We start from the raw sequence: 24116 nt of genomic DNA on the forward strand, positions 1-24116 counted from the left end.
CGCGGACCGCGGCCGATCCCGCCCTGCGCCCTCACCGCGTCATCAGGGTACGCACGTGCGCCGCAGTCGAAAGGGCGAGGCCCATGAGGTCGTATCCCCCTTCGAGGACGGACACAACACGGCCTCCACAGGACCTGTCGGCAACCTCCATGAGCTTCCGCGTCCCCCAGGCGAAATCTTCCTCGACGAAGTTGAGACTGGCCAGGGGATCGCGCCGATGGGCGTCGAACCCGGCCGAAATGATGAGGAGTTCGGGGGAAAACTCATCGAGCGCCGGCAGGACGATACCCTCCATCGCCTCGCGGAACTCGCGGCCGCCGGAGCCCGGCGCCAGCGGCGCGTTGACGATGTTGCCGGCCGCCCCCGTCTCGCGGGCGGCGCCGGTTCCGGGATAGAGCGGCATCTGGTGCGTCGAGGCGTAGAACAGGTCCTCGTGGTTCCAGAAGATGTCCTGCGTGCCGTTGCCGTGGTGGACGTCGAAATCCATGACGGCGACCCTCTTCAGGCCGTGCGCCTTCTGGGCGTGGATCGCCGCGATGGCCGCCTGGTTGAAGATACAGAAGCCCATCGCCCGCCGCCGCTCGGCGTGGTGGCCCGGCGGCCGCGTGCAGCAGAAGGCGTTGCTCACATTGCCGGCCACGACCTCGTCGACCGCGAGCATCGCCGCCCCCACTCCGCGCATCACCGCCTCGAGGCTGCCCGAGGACATCACGGTGTCTGCGTCGACCCCGACGAGGTCCTCTCCCTCGCCGGGCGCCGCCGCCTCGATCGCCCTGACATAATCCTCCGGATGCGCGAGAAGCGCGGCATCGATCGGCGCCAGTGGCGCGACCTCGCGCAGGAGGGACTGGAACTCCTCGGCCTCGAGCGCCCGATCGATGGCGCGCATGCGGTCTGGTCGCTCCGGATGGCCCTCGGGAACCAGGTGGCCGAGGCTCGCGGGATGGCTGATGAGAAGGGTGGGCAAGCTTTCCCCCGTGTTGGCGCCGTCTCTTCTTGAAAGGAGGGCTCTACTTCGCTGCCTTGAGCGGCGCGGGTGGCACGCTGTCGGCTGGCACGAAGAAATCCTGAACCAGATCCTGCGCCGGGTCGACCCGGTACCTGTCGAGATCGTGCACGCCATTCTCGACGAGGAAGCTGTCGTCGATCAGGAAGTGCCCCGTGAACTCGCGCGCGAGCTTCAGGAAGACGAGGTGAGCGGCGTCAGCCACGATCTCCGGTGTGCGGCTGGCGCGGACCATCGCGTCGCCCCCGAGCAGGTTCTTCACCGCCGCGGTGGCGATCGTCGTGCGCGGCCAGAGCGCGTTGACGGCAATGCCCTTGGGCCGGAGCTCCTCGGCCATGCCGAGGACGCACATCGACATGCCGTATTTCGCCATCGTGTAGGCGACATGCGGCGCGAACCATCGTGCGCTCATGTCGAGCGGCGGCGACATCATGAGAATATGCGGGTTCCGCGCCTTCTCGAGATGCGGCAGGCAGGTCTTGGACACGAGGAATGTGCCGCGCGTGTTGACCTGGTGCATGAGGTCGAAGCGCTTCATCTCGGTGTCGGCCGTGCCGGTCAGCGAGATGGCGCTCGCATTGTTCACGCAGATGTCGATGCCGCCGAAGCGCTCCACCGTCTTCGCGACCGCCGCCTGCACGTCCTCCTCGTTGCGGATGTCGCAGACGAGGGGCAACGCCCTTCCGCCGGCCTTCTCGATCTCCTCGGCCGCGGTGTGGATCGTGCCTTCTAGCTTGGGATGCGGGGTGTCGGTCTTCGCGGCGATGGCGACGTTGGCGCCGTCTCGGGCGGCGCGGAGCGCGATCGCCAGCCCGATGCCGCGGCTCGCGCCGGTGATGAACAGGGTCTTGCCCTGAAGCGTGCTCATGGAATGTCCTTCCGGTCGAGATGGATCATGCGAGCGCGGCGTCTGCCGCGAGCGTCGCTTCCGCTCCCCCCGTCACGATCTGGGCGAGGGCACCCGCCTCGGGGGCGATCGCCTCGGCGAAGAAGCGCGTCAGCTCGATCTGCGCCCGCGCGCCCTCCGCGCCGGCTTCGGCCGCGGCCAGCGCGCCGCGGGCGAGCCCCGCGCCCCCGGCGGCAATGCCGAAGAGCCTGAGATACGGCGTGGCCGAGGCGAGCACCTGCGCCGGATCGAGCGATGCGTGCTCAGTTATCCAGAGAGTGGCCCGCTCCAGCGCGTCGATCGCCGCCGCCAGCCGTTCCCCTGCCTCGCCCAGGCCCGGCAGGTCGGACGTCCCGAGCCGGGCCACGGTCTCCCGCATCTCCGCGATGTAGCTCCGCACCGCCTCGCCGTCGGACTGGCCGAGCTTGCGGGTGACCAAGTCGATCGCCTGGATCCCGTTCGTCCCTTCGTAGATCGGGGCGATGCGCGCGTCGCGCAGGTGCTGCGCCGCGCCGGTTTCCTCGATGAAGCCCATGCCGCCATGCACCTGCACGCCGAGCGAAGCGACCTCCACCCCCACATCGGTCGAGAAGGCCTTCGCCACGGGCGTCAGGAGGTTCGCCCTCTCCTGCGCCACCCTGCGCTCCTCGTCGTCGCTTCCGTGGCGGGCGATGTCGAGCGCGTGGGCCGTCTCGTAGCAGATGATGCGGGCGGCCCCCGTGAGCGCCTTCATGGTCAGTAGGTTCCGGCGCACGTCGGGATGCAGGATGATCGGCGACGGCTCGCCTCCGGCTGCGCCGGGTGCCTTCCCCTGCCGTCGCTCGCGGGCATAGGCGAGCGCCTGCTGATACGCCCGCTCCGCGATCGCCACCCCCTGCAGCCCGACTGCGAGGCGCGCGTTGTTCATCATGGTGAACATGCAGTTCAGGCCGCGGTTCTCCTCCCCGACGAGATATCCGACCGCGCCCTCGCCCTCGCCGTAGGACATCGTGCAGGTCGGGCTGCCGTGGATGCCGAGCTTGTGCTCGACGCCCGTGCAGCGGAGATCGTTGCGGATCGAGAACCGGCCCTCGCCGTCCGGGAGGTATTTCGGCACGAGAAAGAGCGAGATGCCGCGCGTTCCCTCGGGCGCATCGGGCAGCCGGGCGAGAACGAGATGGACGATGTTGTCCGTGAGGTCGTGCTCGCCGTAGGTGATGTAGATCTTCTGGCCGCGGATCAGGTAGGTGCCGTCGTCGCGCCGCTCCGCCTTCGTCCTGAGAAGCGCGAGATCGGAGCCCGCCTGCGGCTCCGTCAGGTTCATCGTGCCGGCCCACTCGCCCGAGACGAGGCGCGGCAGGTAGGTCTTGTTCAGGTGCGGGCTGCCGTGCGTGGCGAGCGCCTCGATCGCGCCGACCGTGAGGACGGGCCCTATGCCGAAGGCCATCGAGGCCTGGTTCCACATCTCGGTGGTGGCCGCGAAGAGCATCAGCGGCAGCCCCTGCCCGCCATGCTCGGGCGAGGCGCTGAGGCCCATCCATCCGCCGTCGACCCAGCCTTGATAGGCCTCCTTCCAGCCGGGCGGCGTCCGGACCACCCCGTTCTCGAACGGCGTGCCGTGCTGGTCGCCGATCCGGTTCAGAGGCGCGATCTCCTCCGAGGCGAAGCGGCCGGCTTCCTCGAGCACGGCCTCGACGAGATCGTCGGACAGATCCGGAAAAAGACCCCTGGAGATCATCTTGTCGAGCCCCGCACCGTGGCGCAGGGCGTGGGAGATCTCCTGGACGGGCACTCGGAAGGACATCGGCTACTCCTCGGTGGGGCCGCTACGCACGAGGGACTGGCAAGGGGGCGCCAGGTCGTCTAAGCGGTCCTCATTTCCTGACCCTGTTTCGTGCGCGTCATGCGACGCGCCTCCTGATATGTCGTGGGCGAAGACAAGCGGTTTCATGGCTGGGCGGCAAGTGCAGATTGCGGACGTGACGGACGAGGCGGCCCAGGACGCAGCCCTTCGCGCTCTCGCCGCGGGCCGCCTCGTCGTGGTTCCCACGGAGACCGTCTATGGGCTGGCGGCCGACGCGACGCGCGACGATGCCGTGCTGAAGATCTACGAGGCGAAGGACCGGCCGCGCTTCAACCCGCTGATCGCCCATTGCTCAGACCTCGCGATGGCCGAACGTTTCGGGGTGTTCGACGACCGCGCGCGCAGGCTCGCCCGGGCCTTCTGGCCAGGCCCGCTCACGCTCGTCGTTCCACGGCGGCCGGGCTGTGGCATCAGCGAGCTCGTGACGGCCGGACACTCGACGATCGCGCTCCGCATCCCGGGCCTTGATCCGGTGCGCCGTCTCATTGCGCGACTGGACCGCCCGCTGGCCGCACCGAGCGCCAACCGCTCCGGCCGCATCAGCCCCACCACGGCGGAGGCGGCCGCGTCGGAGGTCGGCGACCGGGTGGCTCTCGTGCTCGACGGCGGGCCATGTGGAGTGGGTGTCGAATCGACGATCGTTGCCTGCCTTGACGATTCGGCAGTCCTGCTGCGGCCGGGCGGGGTGCCGAGGGGGGCGATTGAAGAGGCGCTCGGCGAAAACCTGAGGCGGCCGGAACAGGTGACCGACGACGAGAGCCCGCGGGCGCCGGGAATGCTGAGCTCGCACTACGCGCCACGCGCCAAAGTGCGTCTCCATGCCGCAGGCCCCGCCGAGGGCGAGGCGTATCTCGCCTTCGGGCAGACCCCGGCGGGAGCGCGGCCAGGCTTCACCCGCAATCTGTCGGCGAGTGGCGACCTGAGGGAAGCGGCGATCAATCTCTTCGCGCATTTGCGCGCGCTCGACGCGACGGGGGCGCCGACGATCGCCGTCGCCCCAGTTCCCGACCAGGGGCTCGGCGAGGCGATCAACGACCGCCTCCGGAGAGCCGCCGCACCGCGCTGAGCCCGCCCGGTAGCCCTGCGGCCATCCCGGCGGCGTGCCTGCCCCACGTTGCGGCGGATCCGCCGGCTTCGCGCCGAGGCGAGTCGACTCCGATCTTTCGGGCTCATAACTTGGCCCGCGGTCACCGAACCTCCCAAGGCCAGAGCGAGAGGCCGATGTCACCCGAGCTGATCGACCGTTTCGCCGCCATCGTCGGCCCGGCCAACGCGCTGCGCGACCCTGCCGACCAGGAGCGCTATCTCGTGGAATGGCGGGGTCTGTGGCACGGAGAGACGCCGGTCGTCCTGCGCCCGGGCTCGACTGCGGAGGTGGCTCGCATCCTGGAGCTCGCGCACGAGACCGGCACGAGGATCGTGCCCCAGGGCGGCAACACGGGTCTCGTCGGCGGTCAGGTCCCGGCCGGCGACGAGGTGCTCGTGTCGCTCGGCCGGATGAAGCGCATCCGGTCCGTGGATCCTGCCGGCGACACGATCATCGTCGATGCGGGCGCGACCCTGTCCGAGGTTCAGCAGGCCGCCGAGGATGTGGACCGGCTCTTCCCCCTGAGCCTGGCCTCCGAGGGAAGCTGCCAGATCGGCGGCAACCTCGCCACGAACGCCGGCGGCACGGCCGTCCTCGCCTACGGGACGATGCGGGACCTCGTGCTCGGGCTCGAGGTCGTGCTGGCAGACGGACGAATCTGGAACGGCCTGAGGACGCTGCGCAAGGACAACACGGGCTACGACCTTCGCCACCTCTTCGTCGGCTCGGAGGGCACGCTCGGCATCGTCACCGGCGCTGCGCTCAAGCTCTTTCCGAAGCCCCGCAGCCGCGTCACGGCGATGGCCGCGACGCCCTCGCCGGCAGATGCGCTGAGGCTCTTCTCCGTGCTCAGGGGAACGGCCGGAGGCACGCTGACGACATTCGAGATCCTGCCGCGGATCGGCCTCGACTTCGTGCTTCGCCACGCGGCCGGCACGCGCGACCCTTTCGGGGCCCCGCATGACTGGTACCTCCTGATCGAGGTCTCGTCGGGGGTCGAAGAGGCGACCGCCCGGGACGCGCTCGAGGCGGACCTGGCAGGCGCGTTCGAGGAGGGCCTCCTGCTCGATGCCGTCGTCGCGCGCTCGGGGAACCAGGCGAGCGCTTTCTGGCGGCTGCGCGAGATGCTCTCCGAGGTGCAGAGCCACGAAGGCGGGTCGATCAAGCACGACGTCTCCGTCCCCGTGGCGAAGGTGCCGGAGTTCCTGGCGCGTGCGGGGGAGGCCGTGATCGAACTCCTTCCCGAGGCGCGCCTCGTTCCCTTCGGCCACCTCGGCGACGGCAACATCCACTTCAACGTCTCCCAGCCGCCGGGCATGGACAAGGCGCGCTTCCTGTCGATGTGGGACGAGATGAACGAGCGGGTGCACGGCGTCGCGGCGGCACTGGGCGGCTCGATCTCGGCCGAACACGGGATCGGGCAGCTGAAGCGCCGACTCTTGCCGAGGGTGAAGGACCCTGTCGAATACGAGTTGATGCTGGCGATCAAGCGCACGCTCGACCCGCAGGGCCTGCTCAACCCCGGCAAGGTCCTCGAACTGAAGGAATAGCGGAGACGGCGAGCATCCCGGGCGGACGCCTCGCCACTCGAAGCAGAATCTGCCGGTTCACTTCACCTTAAAGCTTCAACGCCATAAATTTTGCGGCGGTGAATTTGAATGGTCGGGGGCCCATGCAGAGCCATCAAGGGATCTGGTCCCTGCTGGGGCTGCCGATCGGCGACCCGGAACTGGCGCAGGCGCAGCTCGCCGCGTTCAGCCGGCAGGTTCCCCTCCTCTATTTCGTCCTCGTCGTCAACACGCTTGCGGTCGCCTACACGCATCACGGGTTGGCCCCGGCCTTCCTGACCGTGGTTCTGCCCGCCATATGGTGCGTCATCTGCACAATACGCGTCGCGTTCTGGTACAGCCTGCGCCACCGCGCGGTGGATCACGCGACCGCGGTGCGGAACCTTCAGACCGCGATCGTGCTTGTGCTCGTCTTCAGCTCCGCCTGTGCGCTCTGGTCGGCGGCGCTATTCGCATACGGTACCACCGCAACGCGCAGCCACATCGTCCTCGGGGTCGCTTTGACGGTGATTGGATGCTGCGTTTGCCTCGTCCACCTGAAGTCCGCCTCCATCTTGATGACGGGTCTCGTCTTCTCGCCCTTTCTCCTGATGCTCGCCCTGTCCGGAGACGCCGTTTTCCCGGCGATGGCGGCCAACATCGCTCTTGTGTCGATCGGGACGTCGCTCGTCATGGTGACGCACCAGAACGACTTCCGCGACCTCATCGCCTCGCGCAAGGCGATCGTCGAGAAGAGCCTCGAGACCCTGCGGTTGAGCGATGAGAACGCGCGCCTGGCCTCCGTGGACCCGCTGACGGAGCTGCCGAACCGGCGGCGCTTCTTCGCGGAGTTGTCGCACGCGATCGACGAGACCCCCCGGCCGTCGGGCGGACTCGCGGTCGGCCTCCTCGACCTCGACGGGTTCCGGTCGATCAACAGCGCGCTCGGCCATGCGGCCGGCGACGTGGTGCTCAAGGACGTCGCGCGCCGCCTCTCGGCCGTCTGTGAGGGACGCGCCTTTCCCGCCCGCCTCGGGGGCGACGAGTTCGCCTTCCTCGTCCGGCGGCCGGGCGACGATGAGACCCTCAGAGCATTCGGCCGAGAGGTCGCGGAAGCCCTGCGCGGGTCCGCTCGCACGACGGTGACGGCCTCCGGCCTCTCCGCTTCTATCGGGCTTGCACGGGTTCCTGAGGCGGGGGCGACACCTCACGAACTGTTCGAGCGGGCGGACTACGCCATGAGCTTCGCCAAGCGCCAGTCACGCGGCTCGATCGTCGTCTTCAGCGAGGAGCACGAGGAGGAGATCCGCACCACGTCGATGACGGAGCAGGCGCTGCGCGACGCCGACCTCGACACCGAACTTCGCCTGATGTTCCAGCCGATCGTCTCCCCTCGCGGCAGCATCGTCGCGTTCGAAGCACTCGCCCGCTGGTCCAGCCCGTCGCTGGGCGAGGTTCTCCCCTCGGTCTTCATCCCCGTGGCGGAACGGTCGACCCTCATCAATCGCCTGACGCTCGCGGTGCTTCGCAAGGGGCTCGCGGCAGCTGCCACCTGGCCGGAGGACATCGGGCTGTCGATCAACCTGTCGGCCCGGGACATCGTGCTGGCAGACGCGGTGGACCAGATCTGCGGGATCATCGCCCGCAGCGGGGTGGCGCCTGCGCGCATCGGCATCGAGATCACGGAGACGGCTGCCATGCAGGAGTTCGCCATCGCTCTCGAGCATCTGTGGCGGTTCCGCGAGCTCGGCCTGAGCATCTCCCTCGACGATTTCGGCACCGGCCATTCGAGCCTCGGATACGTCCACCGCCTGCCGCTCGACCGGATCAAGGTCGACCGGAGTTTCGTCTCGTCGATCGAGACCGACAATAGCGGCCTCAGCATCGTCAGGACGGTGATCGAGCTCAGCCGCAATCTCGGACTCGACTGCGTGATCGAGGGCATCGAGACGCAGGCGCAGCGCGACATCGTCACGGGGCTCGGAGACGTCTTGATGCAGGGCTATCTGTTCGGCCGGCCGATGAGCGAGGAGGAGGTGGCCGCGCTTCTGTCGCGGCACGCCTCGCGCCGACGCGCCGCCTGCCCCAGCACATCCTCCTGACGGTCAGAAGAGATCCATCTGCCTCGGGCCGGGCTCGCTGCCGGATCCGTCGGGGGTCGCCGCCGGCAACGCGTCTTCCGCCACCGGCTCCTGGATCGCGGCATCATCGTTCGCCACGGCATTCACCCTCGTCGAAATCGGCTCGGCGACGAAGAACTCGTTCGGCGCCGGCCTGAGCAGGTCGCGGACGTGATCGGTACGGTCCGCATCCTGGGCAAGCCACCGATCCCAGTCCTCGGGCTGCAGGACCACCGGCATCCGGTCGTGCAACGGGCGCAGTGTGTCGTTCGCCGTCGTCGTGAGGATCGCGGCGGTGTCGATCTCGCCGCCCTCAGGTTCGATCCACGTCTCCCAGACGCCCGCGAAGGCGAAGGGCCCGCGATCCGCCCGGTGGATGAAATGGGGCACCTTCGGTCCCTTGCCGACCTTGCGCCACTCGTAGAAGCCGTCGGCCGGAATGAGGCAACGGCGGCGACGGAAGGCGTTGCGGAAGGCCGCTTTCTCCGCCACGCTCTCGGCGCGGGCGTTGCAGAGCGTCGGGAATCCGCCCGGCTTCTCGAGCCAGGACGGCAGAAGCCCCCAGCGCATCAGGATGAAGCTGCGGCCCTGGTGGTCGAGCCGCACCACCGGTATCGGCTGCGTCGGGGCGATGTTGTAGCGCGGCGGGAAGTTCGGCTGCTCGCGGAAGGCGAAGAAGCGGCGCACCGCTTCGGGCGGCAGGGTCAGGCTGTAGCGTCCACACATGGCTCGCTTTGTAGCAGGAATGAGCGAAGCTGGGAGAGAGGCTTGAACGAACGTCACGACGACAGGCGGTTCCCTCCCCGGCCGATTCTCGGTGCTTCGGTGGCCGTCTTCCGCGAAGACCAGGTGCTGCTGGCGCAGCGGGACAACCCTCCTCTCAGGAACCTCTGGAGCCTGCCGGGCGGCATCGTCGAGATCGGCGAGACGGTGGCACAGGCAGCGCTGCGGGAGTTGGCGGAGGAAACCGGCATCTCGGCGAAGGTCGTCGGCACGGCCGGTTATGTCGACATCATCGCGCGAAACGGCGAAGGCATGGTCGAGCGGCACTACGTGGTGTTGGCGCTCGCCGCGCTGTACGTCTCCGGCGAGCCTCACGCCGGAGAGGCCACGAAGGCCGTGAGATGGGTGCATCCGCAGCAGCTCGGCGAACTGCCGATGACGGAGGGTGCTGCCGACATCATCCGCGAGGCGGCGGCCATCGTCGGCACGGGAGAAGCGCTTACGTCGCAGGAGCAATCGAGGTAGAGAAGGCCTCATGAGCCGTCTCCGACATCTTCTCGCCATCCTGGTTCTGCTCGCCGCGTCCCTGCCGGCCGCAGCCAACCCAGCCGATGCTCCGCCCTACGAGAAGGACCTGCATCGCCTGGCCGAGATCCTCGGCGCGGTGCACTACCTCCGCGAGCTCTGCGAGGCGGACGAGGGGCAGACCTGGCGCTCGCTGATGCAGCAGCTGATCGACGCGGAAAATCCCTCTCCCGAGCGACGCGCGAGGCTCGTCAACAGCTTCAATCGCGGATATCACGGCTTTCAGCAGAGCTATCGGCGCTGCACCGAGACGGCCGTCCACGTGATCGGCAGCTACATGGACGAAGGCTCGGAGATCGCGCAGCGCATCGCCTCGCGCTACGGCCGTTGATCACCAGAACAGCACGCCACCCAGCACGACGATTCCGAGGACAGCCAGGATCGAGCCGGAGACGACGTTGATGCGGTGCAGCGCGTCGTCGGAGAACTTCTCGCGGAGCCTGGTCACGATGGTCGCGATGCCGAGCCACCAGAGAAGCGCGCCTCCCACGACTGAAGCGACCAGAAGCACCCGGGCCGGACGGCTCATGTCGTGCATCAGTTGTTCGCCGGCGAGGCCCGAGAAGAAGGCCGCGAAGGCGAGCAGCGCTCCGGGATTGGTGACCGTGACGGCGAAGCAGGCGGCCGCGCCGCGGAGCCACGGCGGCCGGCTACCCGGCTCGATCTCGCGCCGGATGTGCGGATGCGAGCGGATCACGAAGATTCCGAAGGCGATCAGAACGAGCCCTCCGACAAGGCGCACGGGTTCGTCGTAGCGACGGATATAATCTTCGGCGACCTCGAACCCCGAGGCCGCGACCGTCGCCAGTATACCGTCTCCCACCGCGGCGCCGATGCCGGCGACGAAGGCCGGCCAGAAGCCGTAGCGGATTGCCCGCTCCATGCAGATGAGGTTGGCGGGACCGACGGGCGCTGAGACGAGGAGACCGATCACGATGCCGATCGGCAGGACCAGGAGTTCGGACATCAACCGTGGGACGCGGGTGGAGCTCCGCCCATCTCTTAGGCGGCGCCGGGTCGGGCCACAACAGGTGAGCTTCCGCAGAAGCGAAAATTTCCGGCTCTTTCCGGGCGTTTCAACCTCGCTGAAGGGCCTCGAGGAACTCGATGGGGCGCCCGCCACCCCGGGCGACGAGTTCGCCCTCCCACATCACGCGCTGGCCCCGCACGAACGTGCCGACCGGCCATCCCGTGACGGCGCGGCCGTCATGCGGCGTCCAGCCGCAGCGCGAGGCGATCCAGGCATTCGTGATCGTCTCCTTCCGCTTCAGGTCGACCACCGTGAAATCCGCGTCGTAGCCCGCGGAGATCCGTCCCTTGCGTGCGATGCCGTAGACACGCGCGGGACCGGCGCTCGTCAGATCGACGAACCGCTCGATGGTCAGGCGCCCGGCGCTCACCGCATCGAGGAGGAGAGGAACGAGGGTCTGAACGCCGATCATGCCCGACGGAGAGGACGGATAGGGCTTTGCCTTCTCCTCGAGCGCATGGGGCGCGTGGTCGGATCCGATCGTGTCGATCACGCCGCTCGCGACACCCGCCCAGATGGCGTCCCGGTGGCGGGCGGCGCGCACCGGCGGATTCATCTGCAGCTTCGTGCCGAGCTCCGCATAGTCGTCGGAGCTGAAGACGAGGTGGTGCGGCGTGGCTTCCGCGGTCGCTATGTCCTTGTGGTCGGCGAGATAGGCGACCTCCTCGGCCGTCGAGACGTGGAGAATGTGGATCCGGCGGCCGAACCTGCGGGCGAGGGCGATCAGCCGCTCCGTCGCCATCAGCGCGGCGGTTTCGTCGCGCCAGATCGCGTGGCTCGACGGATCGCCGGCAACCTTCAGCCTCTCCCGCTCGCGCAGCCGCGGCTCGTCCTCGGCGTGGAAGGAGGCACGCCGACGGATGCTGCGCATCACCTCGGCGATCCCCTCGTCGTCCTCGATCAGCAGCGTTCCGGTGGAAGAGCCGATGAACACCTTCACGCCCGCGCAGCCGGGCAGCATTTCGAGCTCCCCGAGATCGGAGGCGTTCTCGGTCGTCGCACCGACATAGAAGGCATGGTCGCAGTGCATGCGGCCGGAGGCGCGGGCGAGCTTGTCCTGTAGCGAGGCCGCGTCGACCGTCATCGGCGACGTGTTCGGCATCTCGAAAACGCCCGTCACTCCGCCCATCACTGCGGCGAGCGATCCTGTCTCGAGGTTCTCCTTGTGCTCGGCGCCTGGCTCGCGGAAATGCACATGGCTGTCGATGACACCCGGAAGGATATGAAGGCCGGTGCAGTCGATCGTCTCCGCCGCGTCCCCTCTCACATCGCCGATCTCTGCGATGCGGCCGCCGCGCACCGCGACATCCCGTGGGCCGACACCGTCCTGATTGACGACGGTGCCATTCCTGAGGACGAGGTCGTAACTCGGCATATGCTTGCCTCCGCTGTCTTCGCTTGTCTCGCTTCGATCGCGGGCATAGGTAGCACGAAACGCCGAAGCGATCGGGACAGGGGTTGAACGGCAATGGCTCAGGCAAGATCAGCGCGGCTCGACGACCGGGCCGTGGTCGAGATCAAGGGTGAGGGTGCGGCGGGCTTCCTGGCGGGACTCGCGACGGTGGAACTCTCGCATCTCGCCGACGAAGCTCCGCGGCACGGCGCGCTCCTCACACCTCAGGGCAAGATCCTGTTCGAGTTCGGCATCCATCCTTCGCAGGGCGGGATCCTTCTGGACGTGGCGAAGGAGCTGCGCGACGAGCTCGTGAAGCGGCTGATGTTCTACCGCCTTCGGCTGAAGCTCGATATCGGGCCGCGCGAGGATCTCGCGCCGTTCGCCGTGTGGGGCGGCGACCTGGAAGCGAACGACCTGCCGACCGATTCCCGCCTCGCTGCGCTGGGACGCCGAGGAGTCAGGAAGGCGGCGAAATCGCCCGAGGAGGTCGCACCGGGCAGCGCACCCGCCACGACCGCCGAGTGGCACGTCCACCGCATCGCGCATGGCGTCGCCGAGTGCTGCCGCGACTACCAGCCGAACGAGGTCTTCCCGCACGAGGCCAATCTCGACGGTCTCCACTCGGTCGATTTCGACAAGGGCTGCTACGTCGGACAGGAAGTCGTCTCGCGGATGCACCACCGCGGCACGGCGAAGAAGCGCTTTCTCATCGTGGAAGGCCGCGGCCACCTGCCGCCGGCAGGCACCGAGATCCGTGACGGCGAAACACTGGTCGGCACGATGGGATCGTCCGCCGGACCCGAGGGACTTGCCCTCGTCCGCCTCGACCGCGCGGCGGAGGCCGCCGCGGCCGGCCGGACGCTCGAGGCCGCCGGCGAGCTTCTCCTGCCGCGCCTACCCGATTGGGCTCCGTTCACGCTCGCCGCGCCACCCTCGGAGGCGCGGGCTTGAGCCGAGCGGGCGAACAGGCGCGCGTCTGGCAGCGCATGCTGTCAGGCAGGCGGCTCGACCTCATGGACCCCTCCCCGCTCGACGTCGAGATCGAGGACGTGGCGCACGGGCTCGCGCGCGTGGCCCGCTGGAACGGCCAGACGATCGGTGTCCACGCCTATTCGGTCGCGCAGCATTCGCTGCTGGTCGAGGAGCTCGTCTGGCGGATCGCGCCGAAGACGGAAACCCGCTGGCGCCTCGCGGCGCTCCTGCACGACGCGCCGGAATATGTGATCGGCGACATCATCAGCCCTTTCAAAGCCGTCCTGGGCGACAGCTACAAGGCGGTGGAGCACCGGATCCTCGCCGCGGTTCACCTCAGGTTCGGTCTGCCGGCAAGGCTGCCGGAGCGGGTGACGAACCTCATCAAGCGTGCGGACCAGGCAGCCGCCTATCTCGAGGCGACGCAGCTCGCCGGCTTCTCCCGCGAGGAGGCCCATCGGCTCTTTCGCAAGCCCGCGCGCACCGGCGGCCATGACATCGAGTCGGAATTTCAGCTCGTGCCGGTGCCGACGGGCCAGGCGGAGGCGCGTTATCTCGAGCGGTTCGACGGCCTCTGCGCTGCCTCTGAGACGAGCGCCCGCCCCTGCCCTATCTCTTAGGCCGACATCTCCGCTCCGAGGGACCGACATGCCCGAGATACACGTCTGTTCGCTGGCCCGCCTGCCGCAGGTCACCACCGCCTGCGGGGCGAGCCACGTGGTGACGCTCATCAACGCCGAGACGCCCGTGCCGCGACCGGAGAGCGTGGTGGAGGGCAACCACCTGTTCCTGGGCATGAACGACATCGTGAGCGCGCTCGAAGGTCAGGTGATGCCGGGAGAGGCGCATGTCCGCGACCTCGTCGAATTCGCCCGCCGCTGGGACCGGGAGCGGCCCTGCGTCGTCCATTGCTGGGCGGGCATCAGCCGCTCGACGGCAGCGGCCTTCATCATGGCCTGCGCGATCAGGCCGGATTTCGACGAGGCGGAGCTTGCCCGCGACATCAGGTTCAACTCGCCCACAGCCACGCCCAATCGGCGACTGGTGGAGCTCGGCGACCAGACACTGGGGCGGAACGGAAGGATGGTCGCGGCCGTCGAGGCGATCGGCCGCGGCGCCTTCGCGCACGAGGGTATCCCCTTCTCGATACCCGTTGGCAGGCGCGGCTAGGCCCCTTCGCCGATATCCACCACGACGCGGCCGCGAAGCCTGTTGTCGAGGATGTCGTGGCAAGCCTGGACGACGTCGTCGAACGGGATATGTGTCGAGAGGGCGTCGAGCTTGGCCGGGTCGAGATCCTGCACGAGCCTCGCATAGGCTTCCACGCGGTCGGCCTTCGGCGCCCGGACGGAATCGATGCCGACGAGCGTGACGCCGCGGAGAATGAACGGCGCGACGGTCGACGGCACGTCCATGCCGCCGGCGAGGCCGCAGGCGGCGACGGTGCCTCTGTAATGCGTCATCGCCAGAAGGTTCGCGAGTGTCGATGAGCCGACCGTGTCGATCGCGCCGGCCCAGCGCTCCTTGGCCAGCGGCTTCGGCTTCGCCTCGAGCTCGGCCCGATCGATGATCTCCGCGGCGCCGAGGCTCTTCAGCCAATCGGCCTCCGAGGCCCTGCCGGTCGAGGCGACGACGTGGTAGCCGAGCTTCGACAGGATCGCGACGGCCACCGAGCCCACTCCGCCCGTGGCGCCCGTGACGACCACGGGCCCCGCTTCCGGCGTCACCCCGTGCCGCTCGAGCGCCAGGATGCACAGCATCGCCGTGTAGCCCGCCGTGCCTATGGCCATGGCATGAGCGGCGTCGAGCCCGTCCGGCAGCTTCACGAGCCAGTCGCCGGACACCCGCGCCTTGCCGGCATAACCGCCGTAGTGGGTTTCGCCGACGCCCCAGCCGTTGAGCACGACCCGGTCTCCCGGGGAGAAGTCCGGATGCTCGGAGGTCTCTACCCTGCCCGCGAAGTCGATGCCGGGGATCATCGGCCAGCGCCGGACGACGGGCGACCTCCCGGTCACGGCAAGCCCGTCCTTGTAGTTGACGGTCGAGTGGGCGACTTCGACCACCACGTCTCCCTCCATCAGGTCGTCGAGCCCCAGCTCGACGCGCTCGACCTTCTGGCCCTTCTCCCCTTCCTTGGAAACGAGAATTGCGGGGAAACGGTCAGCCATGTTCGATTCTCCCTGCTTGTCGGAACGGTCTGGGCGACACCCTGTCCGTTTTCCGCCTCGCAGGGAAGCGCGCGACTTCCGCGAATGTTCTGCGAGGTACGGAAGGAGCTCGGAACTCTCCGGACCCCGAGCGGCTTCCGTGGCGATGACACATGAACGCGAGCCTCTCGACTGCATCGTGATCGGCGGCGGCCCGGCGGGGCTGACCGGCGCGATCTACCTCGCGCGCTTCCGGCGCAGCTTCGTCGTGTTCGATTCCGGCGCGAGCCGTGCCTCGATCATCCCCCGCACACACAACCACCCCGGCTATCCCGAGGGCATTTCCGGGGGCGAGCTGCTCGAAAGGCTCCGCGCCCAGGCGACGCGCTACGGGGCGCCACTGCTCAATGAGGAGGTGACCGCACTGGATCGTCTTTCCGACGGGGGCTTCGAAGCCCGCACGGCCGGAGGGCGCAGCGTTCGCGCGCGCACGGTGCTCTATGCCGCGGGCGCCATGGACGTCGAGGCGCAGGTGCCGGATCTGGCCGGCGCGATCGCGTCGGGACGCATCCGCTACTGCCCGATCTGCGACGGGTTCGAGGCTTGCGAACGCCGGATCGCCGTCATGGGCACGGGAACCAGCGCGATCGGGGAGGCGATCTTCCTGCGCACCTATAGCGAGGACGTGACGGTTCTCAGCCATCGTGTTGCGCTCGACGCGGGCGCAGAGGAGATGGAGCGGATCCTCGATCATCATCTGGGATGGGAAGAGGCACCGGTGATCGGCTTCGCCTGGGACGACCGCGGGATCGAGGCGATCACGCCAGGCGGGCGCCGCCGCTTCGACACGCTCTACGTCGCGCTCGGCCTGAAGGTGCGGTCGCAGCTCGCGATTTCGCTCGGAGCCGAGGCGGGCCAGAACGGCTCGTTGCTGATCGACGACCATGCCCGCACCGGCATACCCGGCCTCTACGCCGCAGGCGACGTGGCAGACGGCCTCGACCAGATCAGCATCGGCATGGGCGAAGCCGCGAAGGCCGCGACCGACATCCACAACCGGCTGCGCGAACGCTGAAGCTGCCGCCTCCGGCTACTCCGCCGGAGCAAGCCGGGCGACAGGAGCTTCACGGATCGGATAGTGCACGATCGCCGCGAAGGCGCCCATCGCGATGGCGAGCCACCAGAACAGGTCGTAGGAGCCGAGCCGGGCGTAGGCGTAGCCGCCGAGCCAGACGCCGATGAACGAACCGAGCTGGTGGCTGAGGAAGACGATCCCGAAGAGCGTCCCCATGTAGCGCGGGCCGAACATCACCGCGACGAGGCCCGATGTCGGAGGCACCGTCGACAGCCACAGAAGCCCGATGACGGCGGAGAAGGTGAGGACGCTGGCGGGGCTCGCCGGCATCATGATGAAGGCCGCGATGGCGAGCGAGCGCAGCCCGTAGATCCAGCACAGGATCGACCTCTTGGGCATCCGCCCACCGAGGATCCCGGCGGAATATGCGCCTACGACGTTGAACAGACCGATCACGGCCAGCGACCACGCTCCGAGATAGGCGGGCATGCCGATGTCGTTGAGGTAGGCGGGCATATGGACGGTAATGAAGGCGACCTGAAACCCGCACACGAAGAACCCGGACACGAGAAGCAGGTAGGAGCGGTGCCCGAAGGCCTCCGAGATCGCCTGCCCGAAGGTCTGGCCCGCCACGGCCTGACCGCGCGCCGGCGCGCGAAGTCCTATCGCCAGAAAGGGGATCGCCAGCGCGATGACCGCGAAGAGATAGAGCGCGTTCTGCCAGCCGAAGCTCCCGATGAAGGCCTGGCCCAGCGGCGCGAAGACGAACTGGCCAAGGGAACCGGAAGCCATCCCGATGCCGAACGCCCAGGAGCGGCTTTCGGCCGGCAGAAGCTTGCCGAAAGCGGCGATCACGAGGGCGAAGGCGGAGCCCGCGATGCCGAGCCCGATCAGCACGCCCGACGCCAGATGGAGCACGAAGGGCGAGCCGGCCGAGGCGGTCAGCGCGAGGCCCGCGGCGTAGAGAAACGCGCCGAGCACCATCACCCGAGCCTCGCCGTATCGATCGGCGATCGCCCCGAAGAGCGGCTGACCGAGCCCCCAGACGAGGTTCTGGATGGCCAGCGAGAGCGCGAACACCTCGCGGCTCCAGCCATGTTCGTTCGACAGCGGCGTGAGGAACAGGCCCATCGCAGAACGGGGGCCGAAGGCGATCATCGAGATCGTGCATCCGCAGAGCACGATGACGAGCGGCGTCCGCCAGCCCGGTGAGGCTGTCCCTGCCACGCTCATGACGGCTTCTCCTCCTGATCAGGAACGGCCGGATCGTAGCGCCATGATCGCTCGCGCACCAACGAACTTCTTTGATGGCCTAGATCAACGGCGCTGATCGAATGGGGCGGTATCAGCAGCCATCCGAATACGATCTGCAAGCGATCAGGAAGCCTTCACGCGCTCCACCGCGCCCGCCTCGTCGATCTCGTGAGCCCTCTGGAAGGCAGGCCTCGCAACAAGGCGCTCCTCGTAGGCCGTGAACACCGGCTTCTTGTCGAGCATGCCGAAGGCGAGGCCGAAATGGACGCCGGAACCGATCATGATGTCCGCGGCGGAGAACCGTTCCCCCAGCACCCACGGCCCCTGGGCCAGCGCCCGTTCCAGGGCGGCCACGACGCGGTCGTAGTTGCCCCAGCCGGACATGGTCGGCTTCACCTCCCACCCGCTCACCTTCTCCATGAAGGCCGGTTCGATGCAGCTGCCCGCGAAGAACAGCCATTCGAGGTAGCGTCCGCGCGAGGGCTCGTCGATGCGCGGCGCGAGGCCGCTCTCGGGGTAACGGTCGGCGACATAGGCGCAGATCGCGCCCTGTTCGGCGACCACGGTCTCCCCGTCGACGAGCGCCGGAACCTTCCCCATCGGGTTGATCGAGAGGTAGGTCTCCTTGCGCTGCTCGCCGGCGTGGATATCGACGAGCACCCGCTCGTACGGCAGCCCGGCCTCCTCCATGAGCCAGAGGATCGAGAAGGAGCGGGTATGCGGACACCAGTAGAGCTTCATCTGATCCTCCTGCCGGCGCTCCGCTCGAGCAGAGCGATTGAACATTGGAGACACAGTCGCGTTTGCGTATCCACATGTTTCGCGCGCATGGCGGAGGCCTGCCGCCTTTTCCACGCTAGGAGACCGGATGACCACGCCGAAGACCCTGCTCGAGCTCGCCGGTGCGACACCGGCACCCGCCGCCCTTTCCGAAAGCGCCGTCGTGGTGATCGACGCGCAGCGCGAGTATGAGGAAGGGCCCATCGCGCTTCCCGCCGTGCATGCGGCGATCGCCGAGATCAGCGCGCTCGTGGCGCGGGCGAGGCGGCAAGGCCGGCCGGTCCTCCACGTCGTCCATCGCGGCAAGGCGGGCGGGCTCTTCGACCCGGAGGCTGGCGGGCGCATCATCGAGGCACTGAAGCCTCATGATGGCGAACGGGTCATCGAGAAGACGCTGCCCAACGCCTTCGCCGGAACGGAGCTACACGAGGCGGTCAAGGCGCTGGGGGTTCAGAAGCTCGTCGTCTGCGGCTTCATGACACACATGTGCGTGAGCTCCACGGTGCGGGCGGCACTCGACCTCGGCCTCTCCTCCACCGTTGTCGCCAACGCCACGGCGACCCGTGACCTGCCCTCGCAGGTCGGTGGAGAGAACATCGGGTGGGAGGCCCTGCAGCTCGCGAGCCTCGCAGCCCTCGCCGACCGCTTCGCGACGGTCGTGGCGGCCGAAGGCGAGGTGCCGAACTGAGGCTGAACTCTGTTCAGCGCTGCCCGGGCTTCAGGGCGTAGAAGATGTGCGTTCCGATCCGCTCGAGCTTGTTTAGGTAGCGGCTCCAGCGCGGATTGACGTATGTCGCGTGGTAGTGCGTCGCCCCCCCGATCTCCGGCACCTCCGAATATCCGAGGAGCTGGCTGTCGGCGATCGTCATCGCGAGCGTCCACGAACTCTCGTCGCGAACCCTGTCGGGCGTGCCGTCGCAGGCAAAGGAGAACTGGCAGCGGTTGCGCATGTGCTGGTTCTGGTACACGACGCCGCAGACGGAGTCGGGGTAGCGCTCGTCCTTGACGCGGTTCAGCACGACCTGCGCGACGGCTTCCTGGCCCCGTGGCGTCTCGCCACGCGCCTCGAAGTAGATCGCGGTGGCGAGGCACTGCCGGTCTGCGAGGTATTCCCGCGTCTCGCGCTTGCGGCGGATGGCGGCCTCCATCGGCGTCTCCAGATACTGGCGGCCGATGAGGAAGTTGTCGGTGCCGAGCGAGGCCACCTGGATCGGCCGCCCGATCTCGAACGAACCGGGCGGAAGAAATGACTGCCTGCCGGCGCTCGGCTTCGAATCCAGCAGGAGGCGCGGCGCCCGCCGGATGAGGCCGTTCTCCAGATCGAGGCTCGGCCGGGTGGCCGCGCGGCTCATCAGAAGATCGCCCTTCCGCGCCGCGGTCGACTGCGGGAATTCGCGCACATCCCGCTGGAGCGAGCCGGTGATGACCGGATCCACCCTCTCCGGCTGCATGATGACGACCTCGTTGCCCGGCTCGCGGCCGAGACGGATGCCGGCGGGGCGCTTCTCGAGGAGCTCCGTCGGCACGAGGGGCAAGGCCGGGGTCGCGCGTGCCGTGCTGCCATAGGGGTCGGCGATGAGGGCCGCCTTCCACCGCGCGGACGACGCGAGCGCCGCCCGGTCCATCAGCGCGGTCGCGTCCTGGAACGCCACCGGCATGGTGAGAAGGAAAAACAGCGCCGCACCAAGTCCGTAGGGTGCCAACGCCCGGGCCGCAGATCGGCCACCTGCCTGCCTCCGTCGAAGCATACGCACACTTACTCCACCGCCCGACACGACCGGTCGCAAGCCGACGCCGATTCATCGCATCGGCCGTGTTTCCATGATCGGCAGGGGGCCAGGAGTGCGCCCCGCCTCGTGGTCTCAATGTGGCGGAAAATTCTTTATGGCCGCTTAACTATGATCCGAAGTCGAGCGGAACCTGTGGCGCCGCTGCGTCACAGACGTAGCCGAGGAAGGCCGCCGCCCGTTGCTCCGATGCCGGAGAAGAACGGCAAGAAGAAGGTCAAGAAGAAGGGAGGGCCCGAGGAGCCCTCCCTCACGTGACGTCCGCCGTTGAACGGAAGTCTTGCTAGCGGTCGGTCTCGACCTTGACGCCCAGAGCCGCCTGAGCCGCCGCGAGGCGCGCGATCGGCACCCGGTAGGGCGAGCACGAAACGTAGTCGAGGCCGACCTCCTCGCAGAAAGCGATGGAGGAGGGATCGCCGCCATGCTCGCCGCAGATGCCGAGCTTGATGTCGGGACGCGCCTTGCGGCCGCGCTCGGTCGCGATCTTCATGAGCTCTCCGACGCCCTCCGGATCGATCGACACGAACGGATCGAACGGCAGGATGCCCTTGGCGACATAGGTCGGCAGGAAGCGCCCGGCGTCGTCGCGGCTGATTCCGAAGGCGGTCTGCGTCAGATCGTTCGTGCCGTACGAGAAGAACTCGGCCGTCTCGGCGATCTCCTCCGCCCGCAGCACCGCGCGCGGCAGCTCGATCATCGTGCCGACCTGGTACTTCAGCGTCACACCCTTCTCCTTCTCGACCGCCTCGCCGATCGCCACGATGTCGGCCTTCAGGATGTCGAGCTCGGCCTTGGAGACGATGAGCGGCACCATGATCTCCGCCGTCACCGGATTGCCCGTCTTCCTGCCGGCCTCGGCGGCGGCCTCGAAGATCGCGCGCGCCTGCATCTCGTAGATCTCGGGATAGGTGATCGCCAGTCGGCAGCCGCGATGACCGAGCATGGGATTGAGCTCCGTGAGCTCGATCACCTTCTCGTGAAGCTTCTTGGGATCGGCACCTATGCCCTTGGCGACCGCGGCGATGTCGTCCTCGCCATGAGGCAGGAACTCGTGCAGCGGCGGATCGAGCAGGCGGATGGTCACGGGCAGTCCGGCCATGATCTCGAAGAGTTCCTCGAAGTCCTGCCGCTGCATCGGCAGGAGCTTCTCGAGCGCCTTCCGGCGGCCGGTCTCGTCGTCGGCGAGGATCATCTCGCGCACGGCGACGATGCGGTCGCCCTCGAAGAACATGTGCTCGGTGCGCGACAGGCCGATCCCCTCGGCGCCGAATTCCCGCGCGGCACGTGCGTCGAGAGGCGTCTCGGCGTTCGTGCGGATCTTCATGCGGCGGAAGCCGTCGGCCCATTCCATGAGCGTGGCGAACTCGTCGAAGAGCTCGGGCTTCAGCATCGGCACCTCGCCGACGAGGACCTCGCCGGTGGCCCCGTCGACGGTGATCATGTCGCCCTTGTTCAGCGTCTTGCCGCCGGCGGAAAGCGTGCCCGCCTTGTAATCGATGCGAAGGCTGCCGGCGCCCGCCACGCAGGGCTTGCCCATGCCGCGCGCGACGACGGCGGCGTGGCTGGTCATGCCACCGCGCGAGGTGAGGATGCCCTCGGCCGCGTGCATGCCGTGAATGTCCTCCGGGCTCGTCTCGATGCGCACCAGGATGACGCGACGCCCCTCGTGACGGGCCTCCTCGGCCTCGTCGGCGTCGAACACGATCTCGCCTTGCGCGGCGCCCGGCGAGGCCGGCAGGCCCTTCGCGACGACGTCGCGCGTGGCCTTGGGATCGATCGTGGGATGGAGGAGCTGGTCGAGTGCCAGCGGATCGATGCGCTTCACCGCCTCCTCGCGGCTGATGACGCCTTCGTTCGCGAGTTCGACGGCGATCTTCAGCGCCGCGCGCGCGGTCCGCTTGCCGTTACGCGTCTGGAGCATCCACAGCTTGCCCTCCTCGATCGTGAACTCGAGGTCCTGCATGTCGCGGTAGTGCGCCTCGAGCTTGTCGCAAATGCCGATGAACTCTCCGTAGAGATCGGGCATCAGCGCCTCGAGCGAGGGCTTGTCGGACTTCGCTTCGATACGCGCCGCCTCGGAGATGTTCTGGGGCGTGCGGATGCCGGCCACCACGTCCTCGCCCTGCGCGTTCACGAGGAATTCCCCGTAGAGCGCCTTCTCACCGGTCGAGGGGTTGCGGGTGAAGGCGACGCCCGTCGCCGAACTGTCGCCCCGGTTTCCGAACACCATGGCCTGCACGTTGACGGCCGTGCCCCAGCTCTCGGGGATGTTGTTCAGACGCCGGTAGGTCTTGGCGCGCTGGTTGCGCCACGACCCGAACACCGCGGTGATGGCGCCCCAGAGCTGCTTCTCCGGCTCCTGGGGGAAGGGCTCGCCGAGCTGCTCCTGAATCCGTTCCTTGAACTTCTCGATCAGGACCTGCCAGTCCTCGGCCGTGATCTCGGGATCGGTCTCGTAGCCCTTCTCGTCCTTGTAGAGCTCGAGGATCTCCTCGAACTCGTGATGCTCGACGCCGAGAACGACGTCGGAATACATCTGGATGAAGCGGCGGTAGGAATCGTAAGCGAAGCGGCGGTCGCCCGTCGCCTCGGCGATGGCTTCGACGGTCCTGTCGTTGAGGCCGAGGTTCAGCACCGTGTCCATCATCCCCGGCATCGAGGTGCGGGCCCCGGAGCGGACGGAGACGAGAAGGGGGTCTTTTGGATCGCCGAAGCGCTTGCCGGCGATGCTGGCCATCTTGGCGAAAGCCGCCTCGACCTGCTCGTTGAGATCTGCGGGATAGCTCTCGCCGTTCTCGTAATAGTAGGTGCAGACGTCGGTGGTGATCGTGAAGCCCGGCGGCACCGGCAGGCCCAGGCTCGCCATCTCCGCCAGGTTCGCGCCCTTGCCGCCGAGGAGATTGCGCATGTCCTGGCGGCCTTCGGCCTCGCCGTCACCGAACGTGTACACCCACTTCGTCATCAGTCATTCCCCGTTGGTCGCGCCGCAAGAGTCCCGCGCGGGCCATGCAATCGCGCAAATTGCCGAAGACTTCAATCTCCGTGCGCCCGGCAGCGTCCTGTTCTGCAGCGGCGGCAGCCGCCGGGCGACCGCTCCGTGGGGCGGGCCTTGCCTCAGGCGGTCAGTCCCACGAGCCCGATGACGATGAGATAGATCGCGACGATGAAGCTCAGGAGCCTCGGCATGATCAGGATCAGAATGCCGGCGATCAGCGCCACGAGCGGCTGAACGGTCGTGAAATCGAAGGTCATTATCGGGATACCTCTGCTCCGGATGGAACCGCGGCGCAAGGACTGGAGCGCGCGCGGCGCCGCGGCGGCACTAAAACCCGCCAGAGGAAGAGCGGTTCCGCGCCGCCATGCTATGTTGCGGCATGCGCGACGACATCTCGATCAGGCGCCTTGCGCTCGAGGACGTGCCACACCTCAGGGAGCTGAACGCTCTCTTCGCGACCGTCTTCGACGACCGGGCGACCTATTCCGGCCGGCCTCCCGACGACCCCTACCTCCGGCGGCTTCTCGCGATGGACCACGTCGTGGTCCTTGTGGCCGTGACGGAGGGCCGTCTCGTCGGCGGCCTCGTCGCCTACGCGCTCGACAAGTTCGAGCAGGCGCGCCGGGAGTACTATGTCTACGACCTCGCCGTCGACGCAGGCTTCCGCCGCAGGGGCTGCGCGACGGCGCTCCTGAACGAGCTCCGCAGGATCGCCGCCGACGCCGGCGGCTGGGTCGTCTTCGTGCAGGCCGACCACGGCGACGAGCCCGCGATCGCCCTCTACGAGAGCCTCGGGACCCGGGAGGAGGTGCTGCATTTCGACCTGCCCGTCTCCGCCCGCGACGGAAAGGCGGACGAAGCGGGCTGAGGCGCCCCTGCGCTG

23 protein-coding genes are annotated in these 24116 nt (G+C 68.1%); 11 read left to right on the plus strand and 12 right to left on the minus strand.

The features are described from left to right. Nucleotides 1–31: 31 nt before the first annotated feature. From N177_RS10070 to N177_RS10080, 3 genes are read right to left on the minus strand one after another with little or no spacing between them, the layout of a single operon-like run. Nucleotides 32–967, minus strand: coding sequence for a histone deacetylase family protein (locus tag N177_RS10070; protein ID WP_023432204.1), 936 nt, complete (start codon nt 965–967; stop codon nt 32–34). Between the two features lie 43 nt (nt 968–1010). Further along, nucleotides 1011–1874, minus strand: coding sequence for an SDR family oxidoreductase (locus tag N177_RS10075; RefSeq protein ID WP_023432205.1), 864 nt, complete (start codon nt 1872–1874; stop codon nt 1011–1013). A 25-nt stretch (nt 1875–1899) separates the two neighbouring features. Then, a complete protein-coding gene (locus N177_RS10080) occupies nt 1900–3675 on the minus strand; it encodes an acyl-CoA dehydrogenase family protein (protein ID WP_023432206.1) in 1776 nt (591 codons plus the stop codon). 145 nt (nt 3676–3820) lie between these two features. On the opposite strand from N177_RS10080, the gene N177_RS10085 reads away from it, so the two are divergent. From N177_RS10085 to N177_RS10095, 3 genes are all read left to right on the plus strand, one after another. Beyond that, nucleotides 3821–4801 (plus strand): L-threonylcarbamoyladenylate synthase, encoded by a 981-nt coding sequence (locus N177_RS10085; protein WP_023432207.1) that lies wholly within the window; start codon nt 3821–3823, stop codon nt 4799–4801. A 155-nt stretch (nt 4802–4956) separates the two neighbouring features. Next, a complete protein-coding gene (locus N177_RS10090) occupies nt 4957–6372 on the plus strand; it encodes an FAD-binding oxidoreductase (RefSeq protein WP_023432208.1) in 1416 nt (471 codons plus the stop codon). Nucleotides 6373–6494: 122 nt separating this feature from the next. Further along, a complete protein-coding gene (locus N177_RS10095) occupies nt 6495–8471 on the plus strand; it encodes a putative bifunctional diguanylate cyclase/phosphodiesterase (protein WP_023432209.1) in 1977 nt (658 codons plus the stop codon). A gap of 3 nt (nt 8472–8474) precedes the next feature. Here N177_RS10095 and N177_RS10100 read toward each other — a convergent pair whose 3' ends face one another. Next, a complete protein-coding gene (locus tag N177_RS10100; protein WP_023432210.1) occupies nt 8475–9215 on the minus strand; it encodes an SOS response-associated peptidase in 741 nt (246 codons plus the stop codon). A gap of 42 nt (nt 9216–9257) precedes the next feature. Between N177_RS10100 and N177_RS10105 the strand changes: the two genes are divergently transcribed. Both N177_RS10105 and N177_RS10110 read left to right on the plus strand, forming a co-directional pair. Further along, nucleotides 9258–9737: an NUDIX hydrolase gene (locus N177_RS10105; protein ID WP_051402327.1), complete on the plus strand. Its 480-nt coding sequence runs from the start codon at nt 9258–9260 to the stop codon at nt 9735–9737. 10 nt (nt 9738–9747) lie between these two features. Continuing rightward, nucleotides 9748–10128, plus strand: a complete 381-nt coding sequence (locus N177_RS10110; RefSeq protein WP_023432212.1) for a TIGR02301 family protein — start codon at nt 9748–9750, stop codon at nt 10126–10128. Here the strand turns inward: N177_RS10110 and N177_RS10115 are convergent, their stop codons facing one another. Then, complete coding sequence (locus tag N177_RS10115) at nt 10129–10764, minus strand: LysE family translocator (RefSeq protein WP_023432213.1); 636 nt, start codon at nt 10762–10764, stop codon at nt 10129–10131. Nucleotides 10765–10873: 109 nt separating this feature from the next. Then, nucleotides 10874–12202 (minus strand): dihydroorotase, encoded by a 1329-nt coding sequence (locus tag N177_RS10120; protein ID WP_023432214.1) that lies wholly within the window; start codon nt 12200–12202, stop codon nt 10874–10876. Nucleotides 12203–12295: 93 nt separating this feature from the next. Here N177_RS10120 and ygfZ point away from each other — a divergent pair, with 93 nt between their 5' ends. The 3 genes from ygfZ to N177_RS10135 are packed head-to-tail and all read left to right on the plus strand — an operon-like array spanning nt 12296 to nt 14365. After that, a complete protein-coding gene (ygfZ, locus tag N177_RS10125; RefSeq protein ID WP_023432215.1) occupies nt 12296–13174 on the plus strand; it encodes a CAF17-like 4Fe-4S cluster assembly/insertion protein YgfZ in 879 nt (292 codons plus the stop codon). Between the two features lie 35 nt (nt 13175–13209). Then, on the plus strand, nt 13210–13815 hold the full coding sequence (locus N177_RS10130) for a YfbR-like 5'-deoxynucleotidase (RefSeq protein ID WP_051402335.1): 606 nt from the start codon (nt 13210–13212) through the stop codon (nt 13813–13815). Between the two features lie 28 nt (nt 13816–13843). Then, a complete protein-coding gene (locus tag N177_RS10135; protein ID WP_023432217.1) occupies nt 13844–14365 on the plus strand; it encodes a tyrosine phosphatase family protein in 522 nt (173 codons plus the stop codon). Here the strand turns inward: N177_RS10135 and acuI are convergent. Then, nucleotides 14362–15363, minus strand: coding sequence for an acrylyl-CoA reductase (NADPH) (gene acuI / locus N177_RS10140; protein WP_023432218.1), 1002 nt, complete (start codon nt 15361–15363; stop codon nt 14362–14364). The two genes, N177_RS10135 and acuI, sit on opposite strands and share 4 nt — an antisense overlap. Nucleotides 15364–15508: 145 nt before the next feature. Here acuI and N177_RS10145 point away from each other — a divergent pair, with 145 nt between their 5' ends. Then, complete coding sequence (locus N177_RS10145; protein ID WP_040485553.1) at nt 15509–16417, plus strand: NAD(P)/FAD-dependent oxidoreductase; 909 nt, start codon at nt 15509–15511, stop codon at nt 16415–16417. Nucleotides 16418–16432: 15 nt separating this feature from the next. On the opposite strand, the gene N177_RS10150 is transcribed toward N177_RS10145, so the two are convergent. After that, on the minus strand, nt 16433–17650 hold the full coding sequence (locus tag N177_RS10150; RefSeq protein ID WP_023432220.1) for an MFS transporter: 1218 nt from the start codon (nt 17648–17650) through the stop codon (nt 16433–16435). A 144-nt stretch (nt 17651–17794) separates the two neighbouring features. Further along, complete coding sequence (locus tag N177_RS10155; protein WP_040485554.1) at nt 17795–18412, minus strand: glutathione S-transferase family protein; 618 nt, start codon at nt 18410–18412, stop codon at nt 17795–17797. Between the two features lie 127 nt (nt 18413–18539). Between N177_RS10155 and N177_RS10160 the strand changes: the two genes are divergently transcribed. Continuing rightward, nucleotides 18540–19139, plus strand: a complete 600-nt coding sequence (locus N177_RS10160; RefSeq protein WP_023432222.1) for a cysteine hydrolase family protein — start codon at nt 18540–18542, stop codon at nt 19137–19139. Nucleotides 19140–19152: 13 nt separating this feature from the next. Here N177_RS10160 and N177_RS20590 read toward each other — a convergent pair whose 3' ends face one another. The 3 genes from N177_RS20590 to N177_RS21050 form a co-directional block, all read right to left on the minus strand. Further along, complete coding sequence (locus N177_RS20590; protein WP_051402328.1) at nt 19153–20154, minus strand: cell wall hydrolase; 1002 nt, start codon at nt 20152–20154, stop codon at nt 19153–19155. Between the two features lie 367 nt (nt 20155–20521). Further along, nucleotides 20522–23200, minus strand: coding sequence for a pyruvate, phosphate dikinase (gene ppdK, locus N177_RS10170; protein WP_023432225.1), 2679 nt, complete (start codon nt 23198–23200; stop codon nt 20522–20524). 152 nt (nt 23201–23352) lie between these two features. Continuing rightward, nucleotides 23353–23490: a DUF3096 domain-containing protein gene (locus N177_RS21050; RefSeq protein WP_023432226.1), complete on the minus strand. Its 138-nt coding sequence runs from the start codon at nt 23488–23490 to the stop codon at nt 23353–23355. A 122-nt stretch (nt 23491–23612) separates the two neighbouring features. Here N177_RS21050 and N177_RS10175 point away from each other — a divergent pair, with 122 nt between their 5' ends. Then, nucleotides 23613–24101, plus strand: coding sequence for an AAC(3)-I family aminoglycoside N-acetyltransferase (locus tag N177_RS10175; RefSeq protein ID WP_023432227.1), 489 nt, complete (start codon nt 23613–23615; stop codon nt 24099–24101). Nucleotides 24102–24116: the final 15 nt, after the last annotated feature.

This window comes from Lutibaculum baratangense AMV1 (genome assembly GCF_000496075.1).
In the GTDB taxonomy this organism is placed as follows: Bacteria; Pseudomonadota; Alphaproteobacteria; order Rhizobiales; family Tepidamorphaceae; genus Lutibaculum; species Lutibaculum baratangense.